General features: G+C 54.9%; 14 protein-coding genes, 1 tRNA gene and 2 rRNA genes. 11 read left to right on the top strand and 6 right to left on the bottom strand.

The genetic code is table 11. From position 1 onward, the window contains the following. Positions 1-16: 16 nt before the first annotated feature. Positions 17-1,633 carry a sigma-54-dependent Fis family transcriptional regulator gene (locus tag HQL65_12015; GenBank protein MBF0136956.1) on the bottom strand — a complete coding sequence of 539 codons (1,617 nt, stop codon included), beginning with the start codon at positions 1,631-1,633 and terminating at the stop codon, positions 17-19. A gap of 221 nt (positions 1,634-1,854) precedes the next feature. Between HQL65_12015 and HQL65_12010 the strand changes: the two genes are divergently transcribed. The 8 genes from HQL65_12010 to msrA all read left to right on the top strand — a co-directional run bounded on the left by HQL65_12010 (position 1,855) and on the right by msrA (position 11,146). Further along, on the top strand, positions 1,855-3,456 hold the full coding sequence (locus HQL65_12010; GenBank protein ID MBF0136955.1) for a hypothetical protein: 1,602 nt from the start codon (positions 1,855-1,857) through the stop codon (positions 3,454-3,456). After that, positions 3,453-4,235: a hypothetical protein gene (locus HQL65_12005; protein ID MBF0136954.1), complete on the top strand. Its 783-nt coding sequence runs from the start codon at positions 3,453-3,455 to the stop codon at positions 4,233-4,235. The genes HQL65_12010 and HQL65_12005 overlap by 4 nt, the downstream gene beginning before the upstream one ends. Further along, entirely contained in the window at positions 4,228-4,581 is a 354-nt protein-coding gene (locus HQL65_12000) for a hypothetical protein (protein ID MBF0136953.1), read from the top strand. The genes HQL65_12005 and HQL65_12000 overlap by 8 nt, the downstream gene beginning before the upstream one ends. 83 nt (positions 4,582-4,664) lie before the next feature. Then, positions 4,665-6,566, top strand: coding sequence for a secretin N-terminal domain-containing protein (locus tag HQL65_11995; GenBank protein ID MBF0136952.1), 1,902 nt, complete (start codon positions 4,665-4,667; stop codon positions 6,564-6,566). Between the two features lie 34 nt (positions 6,567-6,600). Further along, entirely contained in the window at positions 6,601-8,517 is a 1,917-nt protein-coding gene (locus HQL65_11990) for a type II/IV secretion system protein (GenBank protein ID MBF0136951.1), read from the top strand. Between the two features lie 115 nt (positions 8,518-8,632). After that, positions 8,633-9,847, top strand: a complete 1,215-nt coding sequence (locus HQL65_11985; protein ID MBF0136950.1) for a type II secretion system F family protein — start codon at positions 8,633-8,635, stop codon at positions 9,845-9,847. Positions 9,848-9,851: 4 nt separating this feature from the next. Next, positions 9,852-10,454 (top strand): cyclic nucleotide-binding domain-containing protein, encoded by a 603-nt coding sequence (locus HQL65_11980; GenBank protein ID MBF0136949.1) that lies wholly within the window; start codon positions 9,852-9,854, stop codon positions 10,452-10,454. A gap of 53 nt (positions 10,455-10,507) precedes the next feature. After that, on the top strand, positions 10,508-11,146 hold the full coding sequence (msrA, locus tag HQL65_11975; protein MBF0136948.1) for a peptide-methionine (S)-S-oxide reductase MsrA: 639 nt from the start codon (positions 10,508-10,510) through the stop codon (positions 11,144-11,146). 99 nt (positions 11,147-11,245) lie between these two features. On the opposite strand, the gene HQL65_11970 is transcribed toward msrA, so the two are convergent. Continuing rightward, positions 11,246-12,001, bottom strand: coding sequence for a hypothetical protein (locus HQL65_11970; GenBank protein ID MBF0136947.1), 756 nt, complete (start codon positions 11,999-12,001; stop codon positions 11,246-11,248). A gap of 285 nt (positions 12,002-12,286) precedes the next feature. Here HQL65_11970 and HQL65_11965 point away from each other — a divergent pair, with 285 nt between their 5' ends. The 3 genes from HQL65_11965 (at position 12,287) to HQL65_11955 (ending at position 13,591) form a co-directional block, all read left to right on the top strand. Further along, positions 12,287-12,673 carry a type II secretion system protein gene (locus HQL65_11965; GenBank protein ID MBF0136946.1) on the top strand — a complete coding sequence of 129 codons (387 nt, stop codon included), beginning with the start codon at positions 12,287-12,289 and terminating at the stop codon, positions 12,671-12,673. A gap of 52 nt (positions 12,674-12,725) precedes the next feature. Next, positions 12,726-13,139, top strand: a complete 414-nt coding sequence (locus HQL65_11960; protein ID MBF0136945.1) for a prepilin-type N-terminal cleavage/methylation domain-containing protein — start codon at positions 12,726-12,728, stop codon at positions 13,137-13,139. Between the two features lie 95 nt (positions 13,140-13,234). Next, a complete protein-coding gene (locus HQL65_11955; protein ID MBF0136944.1) occupies positions 13,235-13,591 on the top strand; it encodes a hypothetical protein in 357 nt (118 codons plus the stop codon). A gap of 17 nt (positions 13,592-13,608) precedes the next feature. Here HQL65_11955 and HQL65_11950 read toward each other — a convergent pair whose 3' ends face one another. From HQL65_11950 to HQL65_11935, 4 genes are all read right to left on the bottom strand, one after another. Next, positions 13,609-14,496: an exopolyphosphatase gene (locus HQL65_11950; GenBank protein ID MBF0136943.1), complete on the bottom strand. Its 888-nt coding sequence runs from the start codon at positions 14,494-14,496 to the stop codon at positions 13,609-13,611. A 68-nt stretch (positions 14,497-14,564) separates the two neighbouring features. After that, positions 14,565-14,641: transfer RNA gene (locus HQL65_11945), tRNA-Met, on the bottom strand. A 52-nt stretch (positions 14,642-14,693) separates the two neighbouring features. Then, positions 14,694-14,808 (bottom strand): 5S ribosomal RNA (gene rrf / locus HQL65_11940). Positions 14,809-14,882: 74 nt separating this feature from the next. Continuing rightward, positions 14,883-15,011: ribosomal RNA gene (locus HQL65_11935) — 23S ribosomal RNA — on the bottom strand; the annotation flags it as partial.

The raw sequence follows: 15,011 nt of genomic DNA, 5'->3' as shown, positions 1-15,011 counted from the left end.
TGCGCGTGAGTTTCGTTCACATCTGATACTGAATCATCTTCCGGTGCAGCCACTGGCGGGTAATGCCAAGCCGGCGAGCTGTTTCCTGTTTGCTGCCATGGCTGGCCTGAAGGGCCGTGGCAATGCAGTGGCGTTCCAGGGCCTGTAAATGGACTTTCAGGGGAGCATCCCCGGGGGGAAGTGGATAGGCTGGCAAACAGGACTGGTCAGGCAAGTCGGAGGGGGCAACCGACAGCCCTGTGGCATCTCCCGGCAAAAGACTCTTTGTTTCCTGGGGAACAAGGGCTTTCTGGCGCAACTCCAGGGAACAGTTTTCCGGAGTCATCACCCCATGTTCCGGGGTCAAGGTCACCAGACGTTCGACCTCCCGGCGTAATTGGCGGACATTGCCTGGCCAAGCGTAACTCTCAAACAAGTGCATCACTTCAGCAGAAAATCCATTGACCTGCTTCTGGAACCGACGACAGGTCTCCCGCAGAAACGCCTGCGCCAGGGGCAGAATCTCTTCCGGTCGTTCCCGCAGGGGGGGAATATGCACCTCCACGGAAAAAAGACGGTAATAGAGATCCTCGCGAAACCGACCTTCGGCCACTTCGCGGCGAATATCCTTGTTGGTGGCACTGATGATGCGAAACTGGAATTTATTCACCTTGTTGCTGCCCAGCCGACTCCCCTCCCCTTCCTGAAGAACCCGCAAAAATTTGGGCTGGATGGCCAGAGGGAGATCAGCAATTTCATCCAGAAACAAGGTTCCCCCATCGGCCTCTTCAAACCGCCCCTTGCGGGCAAGAACCGCACCCGTAAAAGCCCCCTTTTCATAACCAAAAAATTCGCTTTCCATCAAATTTTCCGGGATGGAGGCACAATTGACCGCCACGAAAGGCTTGTCTCTGGCTTGGCTGAGGTCGTGAATCAGGCGGGAGATGACCTCCTTGCCGGTACCATTTTCCCCGCTGACAAAAATATTGACCGGCGTTCCTGCCACCGAGCGGACAAAGGCCAACACCTCCTGCATGGCCCGGCTCTCGGCAATGATATTCCTGCTGGCAAGGAAAGCCGGATTCATGCCCCGCAGGGTGTCATTGATCTGTTTGGAAACAGAGAGGATATCACCTTGAATACGTATATTGTCGATGATCATGGAAAGCTGGCGCATGATCTTCAGGAGTCGTTCCTGATCGTCGAGGGTAAACCCGCCGGGATGGACCTTGTTGAGAAGTTCCACCACCGCAGTCACGGCTGAATTGACACGACTCTGTACCGGCACACAAATGAGGTTGCGGGTGACAAAACCGGTCCTGGCATCGGTACTGGTATGAAAGCCCGGGCGCTGATCCAGGCCATTTTCCACGATGCAGGCCCCGGAAGAGACCGCCCGCCCCACGACACTCCCTTCCAGGGGAGCCTCGATCTGGCGAAATTTCAACCCGGTGCCCACCTTGAGCCAAACATTGTTTTGCCGCAGATCCACAAAAAAAATGGAACACCGTTCCGCCCCGATCAGACCTGGAAGAATTTCGACATAAAATTGCAACAAGGATTCATGATCGTCGATGGTCCAGGAGTTTTGAACCTGTTCCAGACAATTTTCGAGTTGATGCAATTCGCGTTGCAGATCATGGAGGTCCGACATGATACTCCCGCTTGCAGGAAGAGGCACCGATGGTGCCGCATGATACCATCCATCCTGAACCATCATCCAGGTGCCACGCCGTGGCCGGAAGAGCCGCTATTCCTTGATACGAGGTTACACCTTGTAATGGCACAAAAAATTGCGTACAATGACAGCAGCGAGGAAACTGTTTTACGCTGCGAAACTCGACAATGGCAAAAGGGACCGAAAAGACCAGGAACATGCGTAAATCTTTGTTTCTATTTGGCAATAAAGGGAATCCCGGCCGCGCCAAAGGGGGACTGCTCGGTGTGGGACTCTGGTCGGATTTTTGGGTTCTGGTCCAGGTTGAAGAGCATGCCAAGGGTCCCTTGACGGTCGGAATCTGCGAGTTCATCCCTGTCGAAGGAGATGGACCGGCACGTCTTCTGTCAATCCTCCAGCAAAGAAATATTGAAAAAAGTCAGGGAGTTGGTGTCCTGACACCGGGCCAATACCGAACCTTTCTGGAAGAGTCCGTCAATGCCCCGCCGGAAGAGTTGGGATCCATCATGCGCTGGCGGGTGCGGGACCGACTGGATTTCCCGGTGGAAAATGCAGTCATCTCCGTGCAACCCGTTGCGATTCGCAAAAAGGATGATACCGCCGAAAAATCCATGGTGAACGTGTTTATCGCCAACCAGGATGAGATCATCCGGCTCAGCACCCTGGCCACCAGGCTGCACATGACCCTCCTGGCTGTGGATGCACATGAATCGGCACTCCGCCATGTGGCATCCCACCTGGATGACAGCACGGCCGGCGGCATGATCCTTCTGCATGTCGGCGTCCAGGATACCCAGGTCATGGCCATCCGCGAGACGGAAATCGTTTTTTCGCGCCGCATCAAGGTTGGAACCGAACGCCTCCAGGAACTGCTGCGCGTCGAAACAACCGGCCGGGAAAAGGCACTGACCTCTGCCGTGGAACCCCTGGCCATGGAGTTGCAGCGCACACTGGAGTACATCCGAACCCGGATGCAGATGACAGTCGGAAAAATATACCTGGCTCCCCTGGAAAATCCGGTGGCCGGTCTTTCCGAAACTCTGGGCAGACTGTTGCCCGGCGTGGTTGTCTCTCCGCTTGATCTTGCAAAAATATTCAACTTTGTCAACGGGATACCTGAAGAACGCAACCTGGCCATGGCCTTGCCGGTCCTGGGAGCAGTCTTGGGCCAGATCAGAAGTTCCCATACCCAGGTCAATCTGCTCGAAGAACGCCTCCGCCCCAAAACAAATCTGCTGTCAGGCAAACCGATCCTGGGAATGGGACTCCTCTCCACCCTCATTCTGGGTCTGCTTTTGGGAACGCTGCAATGGCACATGGGACGCATACGGGCAGAGTTTGCCCAGGTCAGCAGCCGGGAAGCCACCCTCCAGGCGGAAGTTCAGCAACTGGTTGACAGCGCCACGGACAAAGCCCTGAACATACGTCTGGAAAATATGGCGCAACAACTCATGGAAAAAATATCCATCAACAAGCGACTCATGGAATTCCTGAGCGGCAACAAACTGGGCCAGCAGGAAGGATTTGCCGGACATTTGGAGGATCTCTCCCAATGCGTCATCCCCGGGGTCTGGTTGACAGGCATCACCCTCCAGAACGGGGGGCAGGATATGGGATTTTCCGGCAAGGGAGAGTCCATGGAACTTGTCCCGCGCTTTATTGAATCCCTGGGACGTACCGCACATTTTCGCAACAAGCGTTTTGATATTCTGCAAATAATGAACAAGAATGCCGATGATGGGGAGCCTGTCAGCTTCCTGTTGCGCACCAAGCATATCCCGGATATGAAAAAACCATGAGTACCCCTCAAAACTCCTCCCTGGCAGGACGCATCGATGCCCTCTCGCAACGGGAACGCATCATGATATTGGGCGTCCTGATACTCATTCCCTGGGTGGTCGCTTTCAAGATCATCCTGCGTCCTTTGCTGATTGAACGCATACAAACTATTGAAAATACTTCTGTATTGTCAAAATCAATCCTGGATCTGACCACGCGACTGGAACGCCTGAAAGGCACCCGGACCGATCCCCTGACACAGGAGAATGTCCGTCTGGGAGGCTATCGAAAAGAGCTGGAAGCTTTGGAAAACGATGTATCCAAAGCCATGAAAAAATTGGTCGCCCCCCAGGAAATGACCATCGCCCTGGGCACCCTGCTGCGCAACAGCCCAGGGATCACCCTGACCGAACTCAGAAACATGCCGGTCCAACCCATCGTCATCCATTCAAAAAAAGATCACGCTTCCCCGCCCATTGAAAAAGGTACCCTGCCGACAGATGCCGGAAAAAGCAGGGATACCACCAAAAATACCGATAAAAGCAAAACCGCAGCCACCCCGGATAAAGGCGAAGAAAAACCACCCGAAGCCCCACCCCTGATCATCTGGCGACATACCATTAAATTGTCCTTTACGGGTGATTATTTAAGCACCATGACTCTGTTGCAATCCCTGCGCAACATGGCATGGACCTTTTATTGGGACACCCTGGATCTGCAAATCAAGAATCACCCCCAGGCCCAGGTCACCTTGATCATCTTTACCTTGAGCCTCGAAGAGGAGCTGATCGGTGCCTGATCTGCGTACCATCCTGGTCATTGGACTGTTCATCCTGCCATCCGCCTCCGCGAACGCTGCCAATGCGTGGCGTGATCCAACCGCCCCCCACGGTCAAACCAAAAAAGAGAACCCCCATGCGGAAACCGGGTTTGCTCTCTCCCTGCTTCTGGTCAGCCCCGAGCGGCAATTGGCCATGATCAACGGCTCCCTGGTCAAAATTGGTGACCGGGTCGAAGAAGCCATGGTCAAATCCATCACCCCGGCAGGAGTCTTGTTACTCCACAAAGGACGCAAGATCCGTCTTCCCCCCCCCATCCAGGTGGATGATCCCAAGAAATATGTTGATCTGAGCGATGAACCATGAACAAATACAATGATAGCCAAGAAAGCCGGACCATGAAGAGACCCAGCGCAAAAATATCACTCTGTGGCAACGCACACAGAACCATGACCAGATTGCTCTGTGGTACTCTGGCCCTTTGGCTCCATGGCTGTCAAAGCATCCTCCCCTCCCCGGAACTTGAAAAAGAGATCCAGGAAGCCCGAAACATGGCCCGCCAACAGGTCCAACCACCGGAATCCATCAACAAGGAAGTTCAAGAGTCCCGGGATATCTCCCGCCAACAGGCTCAACCTCCGGAAGCAACAATACCTGCCACACCAACCCATCAGACATCCCGTACCGCCCCTCCCCCTGCCGTGATTCCCGAGCCGGAACCACTCTTTGATATTCAGGTCACAGAGGCACCGGTCCGCTCGGTTCTGGAAGGGGTGGTCGCCGGAACACCCTACAGCCTGGTCCTGGACCCCAAAGTCAGTGGCACCATCTCCCTCAATCTGAAACAGGTCACCATCTCCGAAACAGTCCAGGCCATTTGCCGGCTGCAAAATTTTGATTGTCGGCTCATGCGTCAGGGATACATGATCTTCGCCAATCAACTGACCTCAAAGGTATTTCAGGTTCACTATCCGGACATGGATCGCAAAGGCTCCTCGTCCCTGCGGGTCAGTTCGGGGCAGAATTCAAGCTCTTCATCATCGTCATCCTCCTCCACATCGCAAACCTCTCAACAACAAAATTCTTCAGCCCAGAATGCCTCCGGCACCCAGTTGGATACCACATTTTCCAGCGATTTCTGGCAGGAGTTGACCGATGTATTGTGCATGACCCTTGGCATCAACAAGTCCGGAACCTCGACAACAGGACAAGGCTCCGGAACCTCCCTGGCCTCAGGTCAAGGTGCCGGGGCAACGACAACTTCCACCCAAGGTGGCGGATCAACCTCCGCAAGTACAGGCAGTGGCTCCGGTGGCAAATATTCCTGTTCCGGTTCCAACGACGGACTGGAGCGCAACGTCAGTATCAGCCGACAAACCGGTCTGGTCATGGTACGTGCCCTGCCGTCCGAATTGCTCAGGGTGGAGAGCATTATCAATCGCATGAAAAATACCCTGGAACGCCAGGTTGTCCTGGAGGCCAAGTTCATCGAAGTGGAATTGAACTCCGGATTTGAAAGCGGTATCAACTGGTCTTCTCTCGTCCGTACAGGATCAGGCAAAAGCATCACCGTAGGACAAACCGGTGGCGGATCCCTGTTGACCCCCATGGAAAGACCCTCGGATATGATCACGATGCTCCCTCCTCCGGGAACTGTTACAGCGACAAACTGGAACAACCACGGCACGCTGCCACAAGGAACTCCCGGTTTCCAGATACCCTATTCGGCATTTGGCGGCGTCCTGGGTGTCGGAATTCAACTGCGTGATTTCCAGGGATTTTTAGAGTTGCTGGAGAGCCAGGGCAAGGTTCATGTCATCTCGAGTCCCCGTATTGCGACCCTCAACAGCCAAAAAGCGGTCATCCGGGTCGGCGCGGACGATTTTTTTGTGACCGGTATCCAGAGAGAAGCCGCAACCGCCAATTCGGCAGGATCCACCAATTTTATTCTGTCCCAGTTTTTCTCCGGTGTGGCCCTGGATGTCGTCCCCCGCATCGGCGAAGACAACGTGGTCACCATGCACATCCATCCCACCATCGCCCGGGCAACGACCCGGGAGAGACAGATCGGTGGCCAGAATTTTCCCCTGGCCAACAGCGCCACCCGGGAATCCGACAGCATCGTGCGGGCACGCAGTGGGGAAATTGTCGTGATCGGCGGCCTCATGACCGAGGAAAATCGCCAGGAACGCGCCCAGGTTCCCATACTGGGCAATCTGCCGGTGATCGGTAGTTTTTTCGGCCAGAATCGTGACCAGAAGGTCAAAACAGAACTGGTCATTCTGATCAAGCCCACTATAATAGAGAGTCCGGTCGCTCCATCCAGCGTCATCACACCCGAGTGGAACTGACACAATACCCCATGTCCAAACGACCCTGTAGGCGATGAGTGTAACCCAGGAACAATTGCGGCAGATTCTGGTCCTCCGCGATCACGGTGCCACCACGGATGGTCGCTCGGTCCTGATGCTGGGCTTCACCTCGGAAGAGAGCTTGCCGGGATTGCTGCGTTCTCCGGAAACCTCGCTGGCATTCCGGGAACTGGATACCTTGCGGGTGGGCGATCTGCTCGTCGAAAACGAGAGCAGCTTTCCGGTCGGATCCCTGACAGAAAAACTCCTGCAAAATTGCCCGCCAGGAAGCAACAAAGCCACAGCAAACGTTGCCGACCTGGGACAGGTCTGGGAGGAAAGCCTGTTTCGTTTTCTCACCATGCGCTTTGAACTGCTGGTCGTGGATCTGAAAACCTTCCACCTGAACACGGAAACCGTTCGCCTGATACCCGAAGAAGTGGCCCGCCGTTTCAGTGTCATCGTCCTGATGGACACCCCCTGGGGCGTCCTGGTCGGCATGTCCGATCCCACGGATCTGTACGCCTCGGACGAAATTTCCGATTTGTTGCGCCGCCCCGTGGTCCTGGCCGTTGTCAACCACGACGACCTCCAACGCAGCCTCAATCAACATTACCGCAATGAGGCTGCCCTGCAAAACTTTGCCGAAGAGCTGGCGGAAGAGGTGGCGGAATCGGGTCTGGATGCCAATGCCGATGGTTCCATGGGCGTCAGTTCCGATGCCCCCGTGGTCAAGATCATTCAATCCCTGTTTGATGACGCCGTGCGGATGGGAGCCTCGGACATTCATATCGAGCCAGACCAGCATGTCCTGCGCATCCGGCAGCGCGTCGATGGCAGCCTGCTGGAACGCATCCTCAACATGAAGCGCATCGCCCCCGCCTTGATCTCCAAAATCAAGTTGATGGGCGGCATGGAAATTTCCGAACGCCGCCTGGCTCAGGACGGGCGCTTTCACATGACGGTGCGCGACAAACACATGGATGTGCGCGTATCCACCATGCCCACCCAGGGTGGCGAATCCGTGGTGATGCGTCTCCTCGATCAGTCCCATAACAATCTGAGTCTGAAAGCCATCGGCCTGCCCAATGAATATCTGGAACGATTGCAGCGCCTGTTGTCACACCCGCATGGCATGATCCTGGTGACGGGACCCACAGGATCCGGGAAAACCACCACCCTGTACGGGGCGCTGAATGAACTCAACACCCCGGATCGCAAATTGATCACCGTGGAAGATCCTGTCGAATACCGCCTGCCGCGCGTCAATCAGGTCCAGGTGATGAGCAAGATTGGCTGGAACTTTGCCACGGTCTTGCGCACCGCCCTGCGTCAGGATCCGGATGTCATCCTGGTGGGAGAAATGCGCGACAAGGAAACAGCGGAAATCGCCGTGCGCGCCGCCCTGACCGGACACATGGTCCTCTCCACCCTCCACACCAACGATGCCGCCCGCACCCCGGTGCGCATGATCGACATGGGCATCGAAGGGTATGCCGTGGCAGACTCCCTCCTGGCCATTCTTTCCCAGCGTCTGGTACGCCGTGTCTGCCCGGATTGTGCCGAACCGCATCAGCCAGACAAAAAAGAGCAGGCCTGGCTGGCACGCCTCCCCCAGATGCCAAACCTGGGAAACAACCTGATTGAGGGCAAAGGGTGCGCCAAATGCAATGAATCCGGTTTCCGGGGCCGTGTCGCCGTCATTGAGCTTCTCGAAATGAACACAAACCTGGCCAACTTTCTGCGCTCCGGCGATACGCGGGGCTTTCTGGAGGCCACCAAAATCCAGCCCGATTTTGAACCCCTGCATATCGTCGCCACCCACTATGCCTATGCCGGACGCACAACCCTCTCGGAGGCCATCCGGCTCTGCCCCTCCCCGGAACTGGTACCCAATCATCCACAGAGTGGTTCTCAAACCTCGGCCACCATGATGAAAGGAGCCGCATGATGCCACGCTTCACTTTCACGGGGCGCAACACCAGTGGCGGATTCCCGGAACCGGAATCCAGGCATCCACAGAGTGGTCTTCAATCTCTGGCCACCATGATGAAAGGAGCCGCCTGATGCCACGCTTCACTTTCGCGGGGCGCAACGCCAGTGGCGAAATGGTGCGGGGTGAATTGTCCGGTCCCGATCGCAACCGGGTGGTGGAACAACTGATCGGACAGGGAATCGCCCCGATTGAAATCAAGGAAGTGGTCGTCAAATCCGGCCTGGTTCTCGGCGGTGGCTGGCCAAACGACGACGACCGGATCCAGTTTTGCCGCCAGATCTATACCCTGCTGGATGCCGGTATCCCGGTCGTCCGCGCCATCCAGAATTTGCGGGAAGCGACCGCCAACCAGCGTTTCAAGGACGCCCTGGAAGCCATCGCCAATGACCTGGAATCCGGCAAGGATATCGCCTCGTCCATGGCCGCCCATCCAAAGGTTTTTACCCGGCTTTTCGTCAACATTGTCCGTATCGGCGAAACCTCGGGACGCCTGGCGGAAGCCATCAAGCAATTGTACGAATTTCTGGAAGTGGACAAACAAACCCGCCAGCAAATCAAAAGCGCCCTGCGATACCCGGCCATCGTGGTGGGCGTCATGTTTGTCGTGGTCTATCTGCTCAATTATTTTGTCATCCCCTCTTTCGACACCCTGTTCAAAAAACTGGGCGCAGAGCTTCCCTGGCAAACCCGTCTGCTCATGACCACGTCCAATTTTACGATCAATCACGGTCCGGCCATGCTGGCCGGAATTTTTTTGATGGTCTTCGGTTTCATTAAATTCATTCAGACTCCAGGCGGACGACTCTGGTGGGATCGCAACAAGTTGCGCATCCCGCTTGTGGGCAGCATCATCCAGAAAGCCACGCTGGCACGTTTTGCACGCACTTTTGCCATGTGTCTGCGCTCGGGCATGCCCGCCGACCAATCCCTGAGCATCGTCGGCGGCTCCATGGACAATGCCCTCCTCGAAACAGGCATCCAGGAGATGCAACGTCGCATCAATCGCGGTGAAAGCATTCTACAGGCCGCCCGTTCCAGCGGCATGTTTACCCGTCTGGTCCTGCAAATGCTCTCCGTTGGCGATGAAACCGGACGTACCGATGAAATGATGCAATCCGTCGCCATCTACTACGAACGGGAAGTGGACTATTCCGTTAAAAATTTAAGTGCCGCCATTGAACCCATTCTCATGGGGACCATGGGGGGAATCATTTTGCTCCTGGCTCTTGGCATTTTCATGCCCATGTGGGGCATGAGCAAGGCCATGGGCATCAAAAGCGGGTGACGTCATGCATTTCAATCTGAACAAAGTCCAGGAAATCCGTTTGTTCCGGGGTATCAACCGCGAGGAGATCGACAATCTCCTGCAGGCTTGTGCCACCCATACCAGTTACCAGCCCGGAGAGGAAATTTTTGCCGAGGGCACACTTGGCAGTGAAATTTTTATCCTCCCGGCAGGTCGCATCCGGATCATTTTGTCCAAAGATACGAGCAATCAGAAAGAAATTCCCATCCGGGGGCCTGATATTTTCGGTGAAATGGCCTTTCTGGACCAGGGTCCACGAAGTGGCACAGCGATTGCTGAGGAATACCTCGAACTCTATGGCCTGGAACGCAACCCAACCCAGGACTATTTTTCCCGTCACCCATCCCTGGGATTGGACATCATGCGCAACCTGACCGTCATCCTGGCTCGCAAAATTCGCCGTACCAATGCCATTCTGCTCCAGGAGCTGCGGCAAATGCCCGGCAAACCTGACGAGGATCGCGATCATGACATTTCCGAGACGACGACTGTGATCAATCCGGAATCCATCGCCATTCAGGACAGTTTGAACACCTTTGCCCGCACCCGCAACAACGACCGGATCGCCCAGTCGATTGTGCCGTAATCATGTCGTTATTGGATCGACTCTTTGGATTTTTGAAAAGAATGAGGTGTCACATGTACTGGAAGACGAAGATGGTGCTGCCATCCCCCCATGCCGCCCTTCCTGGCCGGGATCAATCCATGCCCATACCATCCCGTCATTATGTGACCGGCCATGGTCTGCTGCCACCCTATCCCGCCCATATGGAAATTGCCTTGTTTGGCATGGGATGTTTTTGGGGTGCCGAGCGACGTTTCTGGGAAACCGGTGCCATCCATGTCACTGCTGCCGGTTATGCAGGTGGCTTCACCCCCAACCCGACCTACCATGAAGTCTGCACCGGCATGACCGGTCACAACGAGGTGGTCCAGGTGGTGTATGATCCCAGAGTCATATCCTATTACCGTCTGTTGAAAATCTTCTGGGAGTCACACGACCCGACCCAGGGCATGCGCCAGGGGAACGATCTCGGCACACAATACCGCTCCGGCATCTATACCACCACAGCCAGTCAAATGGCCATGGCCCAGGCCTCCAGGGAAATTTATCAGTCATACCTGGAGCAGGCCGGCCATGGTACCATCACCACGGAAATCCAGGAAGCACCTGAGTTTTTCTTTGCCGAGGGTTATCATCAGCAATATCTGGCCAAAAATCAGCAGGGTTACTGCGGATTGGGGGGAACGGGAGTCCCCTACCCGGATCCGGCTTGACGGAAACCATCAAAAGTCATATATCTTGTTGCGTGGCAACGGACGGGCATCTGCATCCGACCGGGTTCTCCATACCGGCTTGACAGGAGAAGATCAAGGTTATACGTCCTTGTTTTTCGACAACTGTTCTAACACGGCATCCAACCAGGCATCCTTCATGCGCTGCAACATCGGGCTGGGGTGGGCATAAAGTCGGCTCTCCCCAGCCACCGGTACCCCGACCAGAAAATGGTTTCGCAACCGATCCAGACACTGTTCCGCCAGGGGAATCAACCCCGCATGTCGTCCCCAACCCACCAGAACCGGTGCGGCACCCGGCTGCCCCAACAAGGGCAACAGTTCCGCCTGCCGTTCCGGACAAAAAATCGAGTGTCTGCCTCCCACCTGCCCTTCCCGCTCCAGCCTGGCCACCTGCTGCAAAAAAAGTGGACTTTTAGGTTCGCGCAGGTCCGATAAATTCAAGATCCGTGCATGATGCCAACCCCGGGCGGCCAGGATGCGCAAAATCTGGTACTGGGTATTGTCTGGCCGGGTCGGAGTCAACCGATAATCGGCCACGGACTGCCCATCCTGGGTCACCAGGGGGGGAGCATACCCCCTGTCGATGGGATGCGACGAACCCGGATTCATCATCACCGCCACCAGATCAGCCTGCCGCAGCAACAATTCCTGTCTGTTCTTCGGTAACCGGTCATGGGCCACCAGTTCCAGGACCGACCGGCATCCCAACCCATCGCTCCCATTCCAGGACAATTGATAAAAATGTCCGTAAACGGCATACATTTTCAACAATTGCGCCGCACGCAAGTCGCGGGCAGCAACCGGATCCATTTTTTTCTGTATTGTGTCGGACACCGTAATGAATTCCTTTCCTGATGATGATCTCGACTGGCAACAGTCCATTTCAATTCCCTGATGTCTACGACCGTTTCCATCAAATGTAAACGATCATTTTCATTGGCCACCGAATCAGGCTTATTCCCCTCTGGAACAGGCCAGGACCATTTCAGAAAAATATTTTAAAAAACATCATGTTGAACAAGGAGGAGAATCATGGCATGATCATTGGATGTCATGTATACCATGGATGAACAATACCCATGCGTCAAACCGCATGCCAGAAAATGCAGGAGAACTGCCATGAACAAAAAAATATGCAGGGGCTACAGCATGATTGAAATGCTCATCGTGGTTCTGGTGATTGGAATCCTGAGCGGCATATCCTTTACGACATTTGGTAACTTGTCTCCCTCTTCCGGAGACGCTGCCGCCAACAGTGTTGCCGGTGCTTTGGTCGCCGCCGCTGCCAATAATCGGGCCAAATGTGAAATGGGCGATGCCTTCACGGTCGTCACCACCTGTGCCCTGGCTCAATCCCTGCTGCAAAATGTCTCTGCGAGTGATTTTACCGTGGCCACCGGAGCCGCGACACCTCCCGCCGGTTACATGAACTGCACAGTGCGGCATTCGAGGGGATCCACGACAATTTCTGTCAACGTGCGGAGTACCACGGCAACCTGCACCTGACCTGAACCGGGCTTGTTTTTTGTCGGGCAGGGGTTTGACCAGGAAGACGACCATGCGCACCCAGGCTGGCTATTCGCTCATTGAAGTCCTTGTCACAATACTGATTATCGGTATCGTTGCATCGACAGGATATGTCTCTTTCCCGGAGGGTAACGTTGCCTTGCGCTCTGCCGCTGAGCAGTTTGCCCAGGATGTACGCTTTGCCCAAACCCTCGCCATGAATCGCGGGGTGCCGCATCAGGTCAACGTGACCGGCAGTACCTATTCGGTCACCACCAGCACTGACACCACTGCCACCATTTCCGGATCCACCCTGGACGGTATCACGTTTGGAGGAAATTTTCCTGTTGTCTTTAACGGTCTGGGTCGTCCCACCAGCAATGCCGGGGCCAAAGTCCTGACCACCGGCGGCCAGACCGTCACCGTCAATATACGCTCGGAAACCGGCTCGGTGATCGTCCAATGAACGCCACCTGTTTATATTTCATGAATCTGTCCAATATCCCTCCTGCCTCCGGGAAACATTCCAGAAATTCAGGAGGAATGGCAGGCACTTCCTATATGGAAGTACTCATTTTGATCCTGACCGTTGGTATCCTCTTGTCAGGTCTGACCGGGGCCATCGGCCAGAGCCTGGAAGATCCAAGCCACATGCTGCGCATCCAGCAAGGCTCGGAGTTGATGCAAGCCTCTCTGGAATCGATCACTTCCCTGCGGCGGCGCACCGGCTTTGCCGCCATTCCAACCAGCAGTACGACCAACCTGGCAGACAGTTTTGTGCGTACCATCACCGTGGCCGATGATACATCCGCTGCCTGCCCTTCCGCCGTGGTTGGCGATTGCAAACGAGTCACCGTCACCATCACCCGCAATGCCCGCAATATGGCGCAAGGAACATTGCTTTTGGTCAATTATTGATTCTTGAAAATGGTCCGTTACGAACTCTTCTGTGGCCAACGACGATACAATTCATGAATAATGCCATCCGCCAGGCCAATTTGTGGCACGCATATTTTTTCAACACCTGCCCATTTGGTCACTTTCAGAAAAATTTCACTTGCCAAGACAATGACATCCGCCCGGTCCGGTTTCAGGCCCAACTGGATCATGCGTTGTTCATGGGTCAGGACCGACAAATCCTTGTGAAGTTTTCTGAGTTTGTTGCGTGAGAGCGGTAAATCCTGGCGTTGGCGCGTCATCTTGAACAATTTGTTGATGTTACCTCCCGAGCCGATCCCCTGCAATCCGGAAATACCCTGGCAATGTTCCCGAGTCCAGTTTTGCATCTCCTGCCAGACTTCCGCAGTCACCAATTGTTCCTTGAGACGAACGGTGCCGATATTGAACGAACGGGAAGCAACGGGACGATTGTTTTCCAGCAGGGTCAATTCCGTACTGCCTCCGCCGACATCGATATAGAGATAATACCCGGCGCTGCAACTGCCATCGAGTCGATTCAGGGCGATCAGTTCCGCTTCGCGGGTGCCATCGATGATATCGATGGCGATGCCGGTTTTTTCCCGAATTTGTTCCACCAGGTTGGGACCGTTGGCTGCGGAGCGTAACGCCGATGTGGCACAGGCCATGGTGTCGTCGGCCCCCACTGCCTGGATAATACTATTGAAGCCCGTCATGGCATGAAGCAGACTGTCGGCCAATTCCGGGGAAATGTATCCCAGCCGAAACGCATCATCCCCCAACCGCACGGGAACCCGATACAAATCCGCCTTGCGGAACACGGGTGTGTTCTTGTCTATTTCAAATACGTTGGAGATCAACAGGCGGACGGCGTTGGAACCGATATCGATGGCGGCAAATTTCATGGGGATCTCTTCCACACCAACAAAAAACCCTGCAACAGGACATTGCAGGGTTTTTTTTGGGATCGGTTTGGTTGCGGGAGGAGGATTTGAACCTCCGACCTTCGGGTTATGAGCCCGACGAGCTACCGGACTGCTCCATCCCGCGACAAACAGAACACTGGGACCGCTTTGGGGGCAATCCCAGTGTCTGATTAACTTCCTGGCAGTGACCTACTTTCCCACACCTTAAGATGCAGTATCATCGGCGCTGAGGGACTTAACTTCCGAGTTCGGAATGGTATCGGGTGTGACCCCCTCGCAATGGCCACCAGGAAGAATGCTGATTGAATTTTGGTCTGTTCCTGGACAACTGGGTGGAATGGGCATGGGGTGTTCTTTGGTTCTTGGATATAAAGCCAATGGACTGATTAGTACCGGTCAGCTCAACACATTACTGCGCTTACACCTCCGGCCTATCAACGTGGTAGTCTGCCACGTGTCTCGTAGGGAGAATTCATCTCGAGGGGGGCTTCCCG

The organism is Magnetococcales bacterium, from assembly GCA_015228935.1.
In the GTDB taxonomy this organism is placed as follows: Bacteria; Pseudomonadota; Magnetococcia; order Magnetococcales; family DC0425bin3; genus HA3dbin3.
Note: the sequence above shows the minus strand (reverse complement) of the source record. Positions and strands in the feature narration are given on the sequence as shown.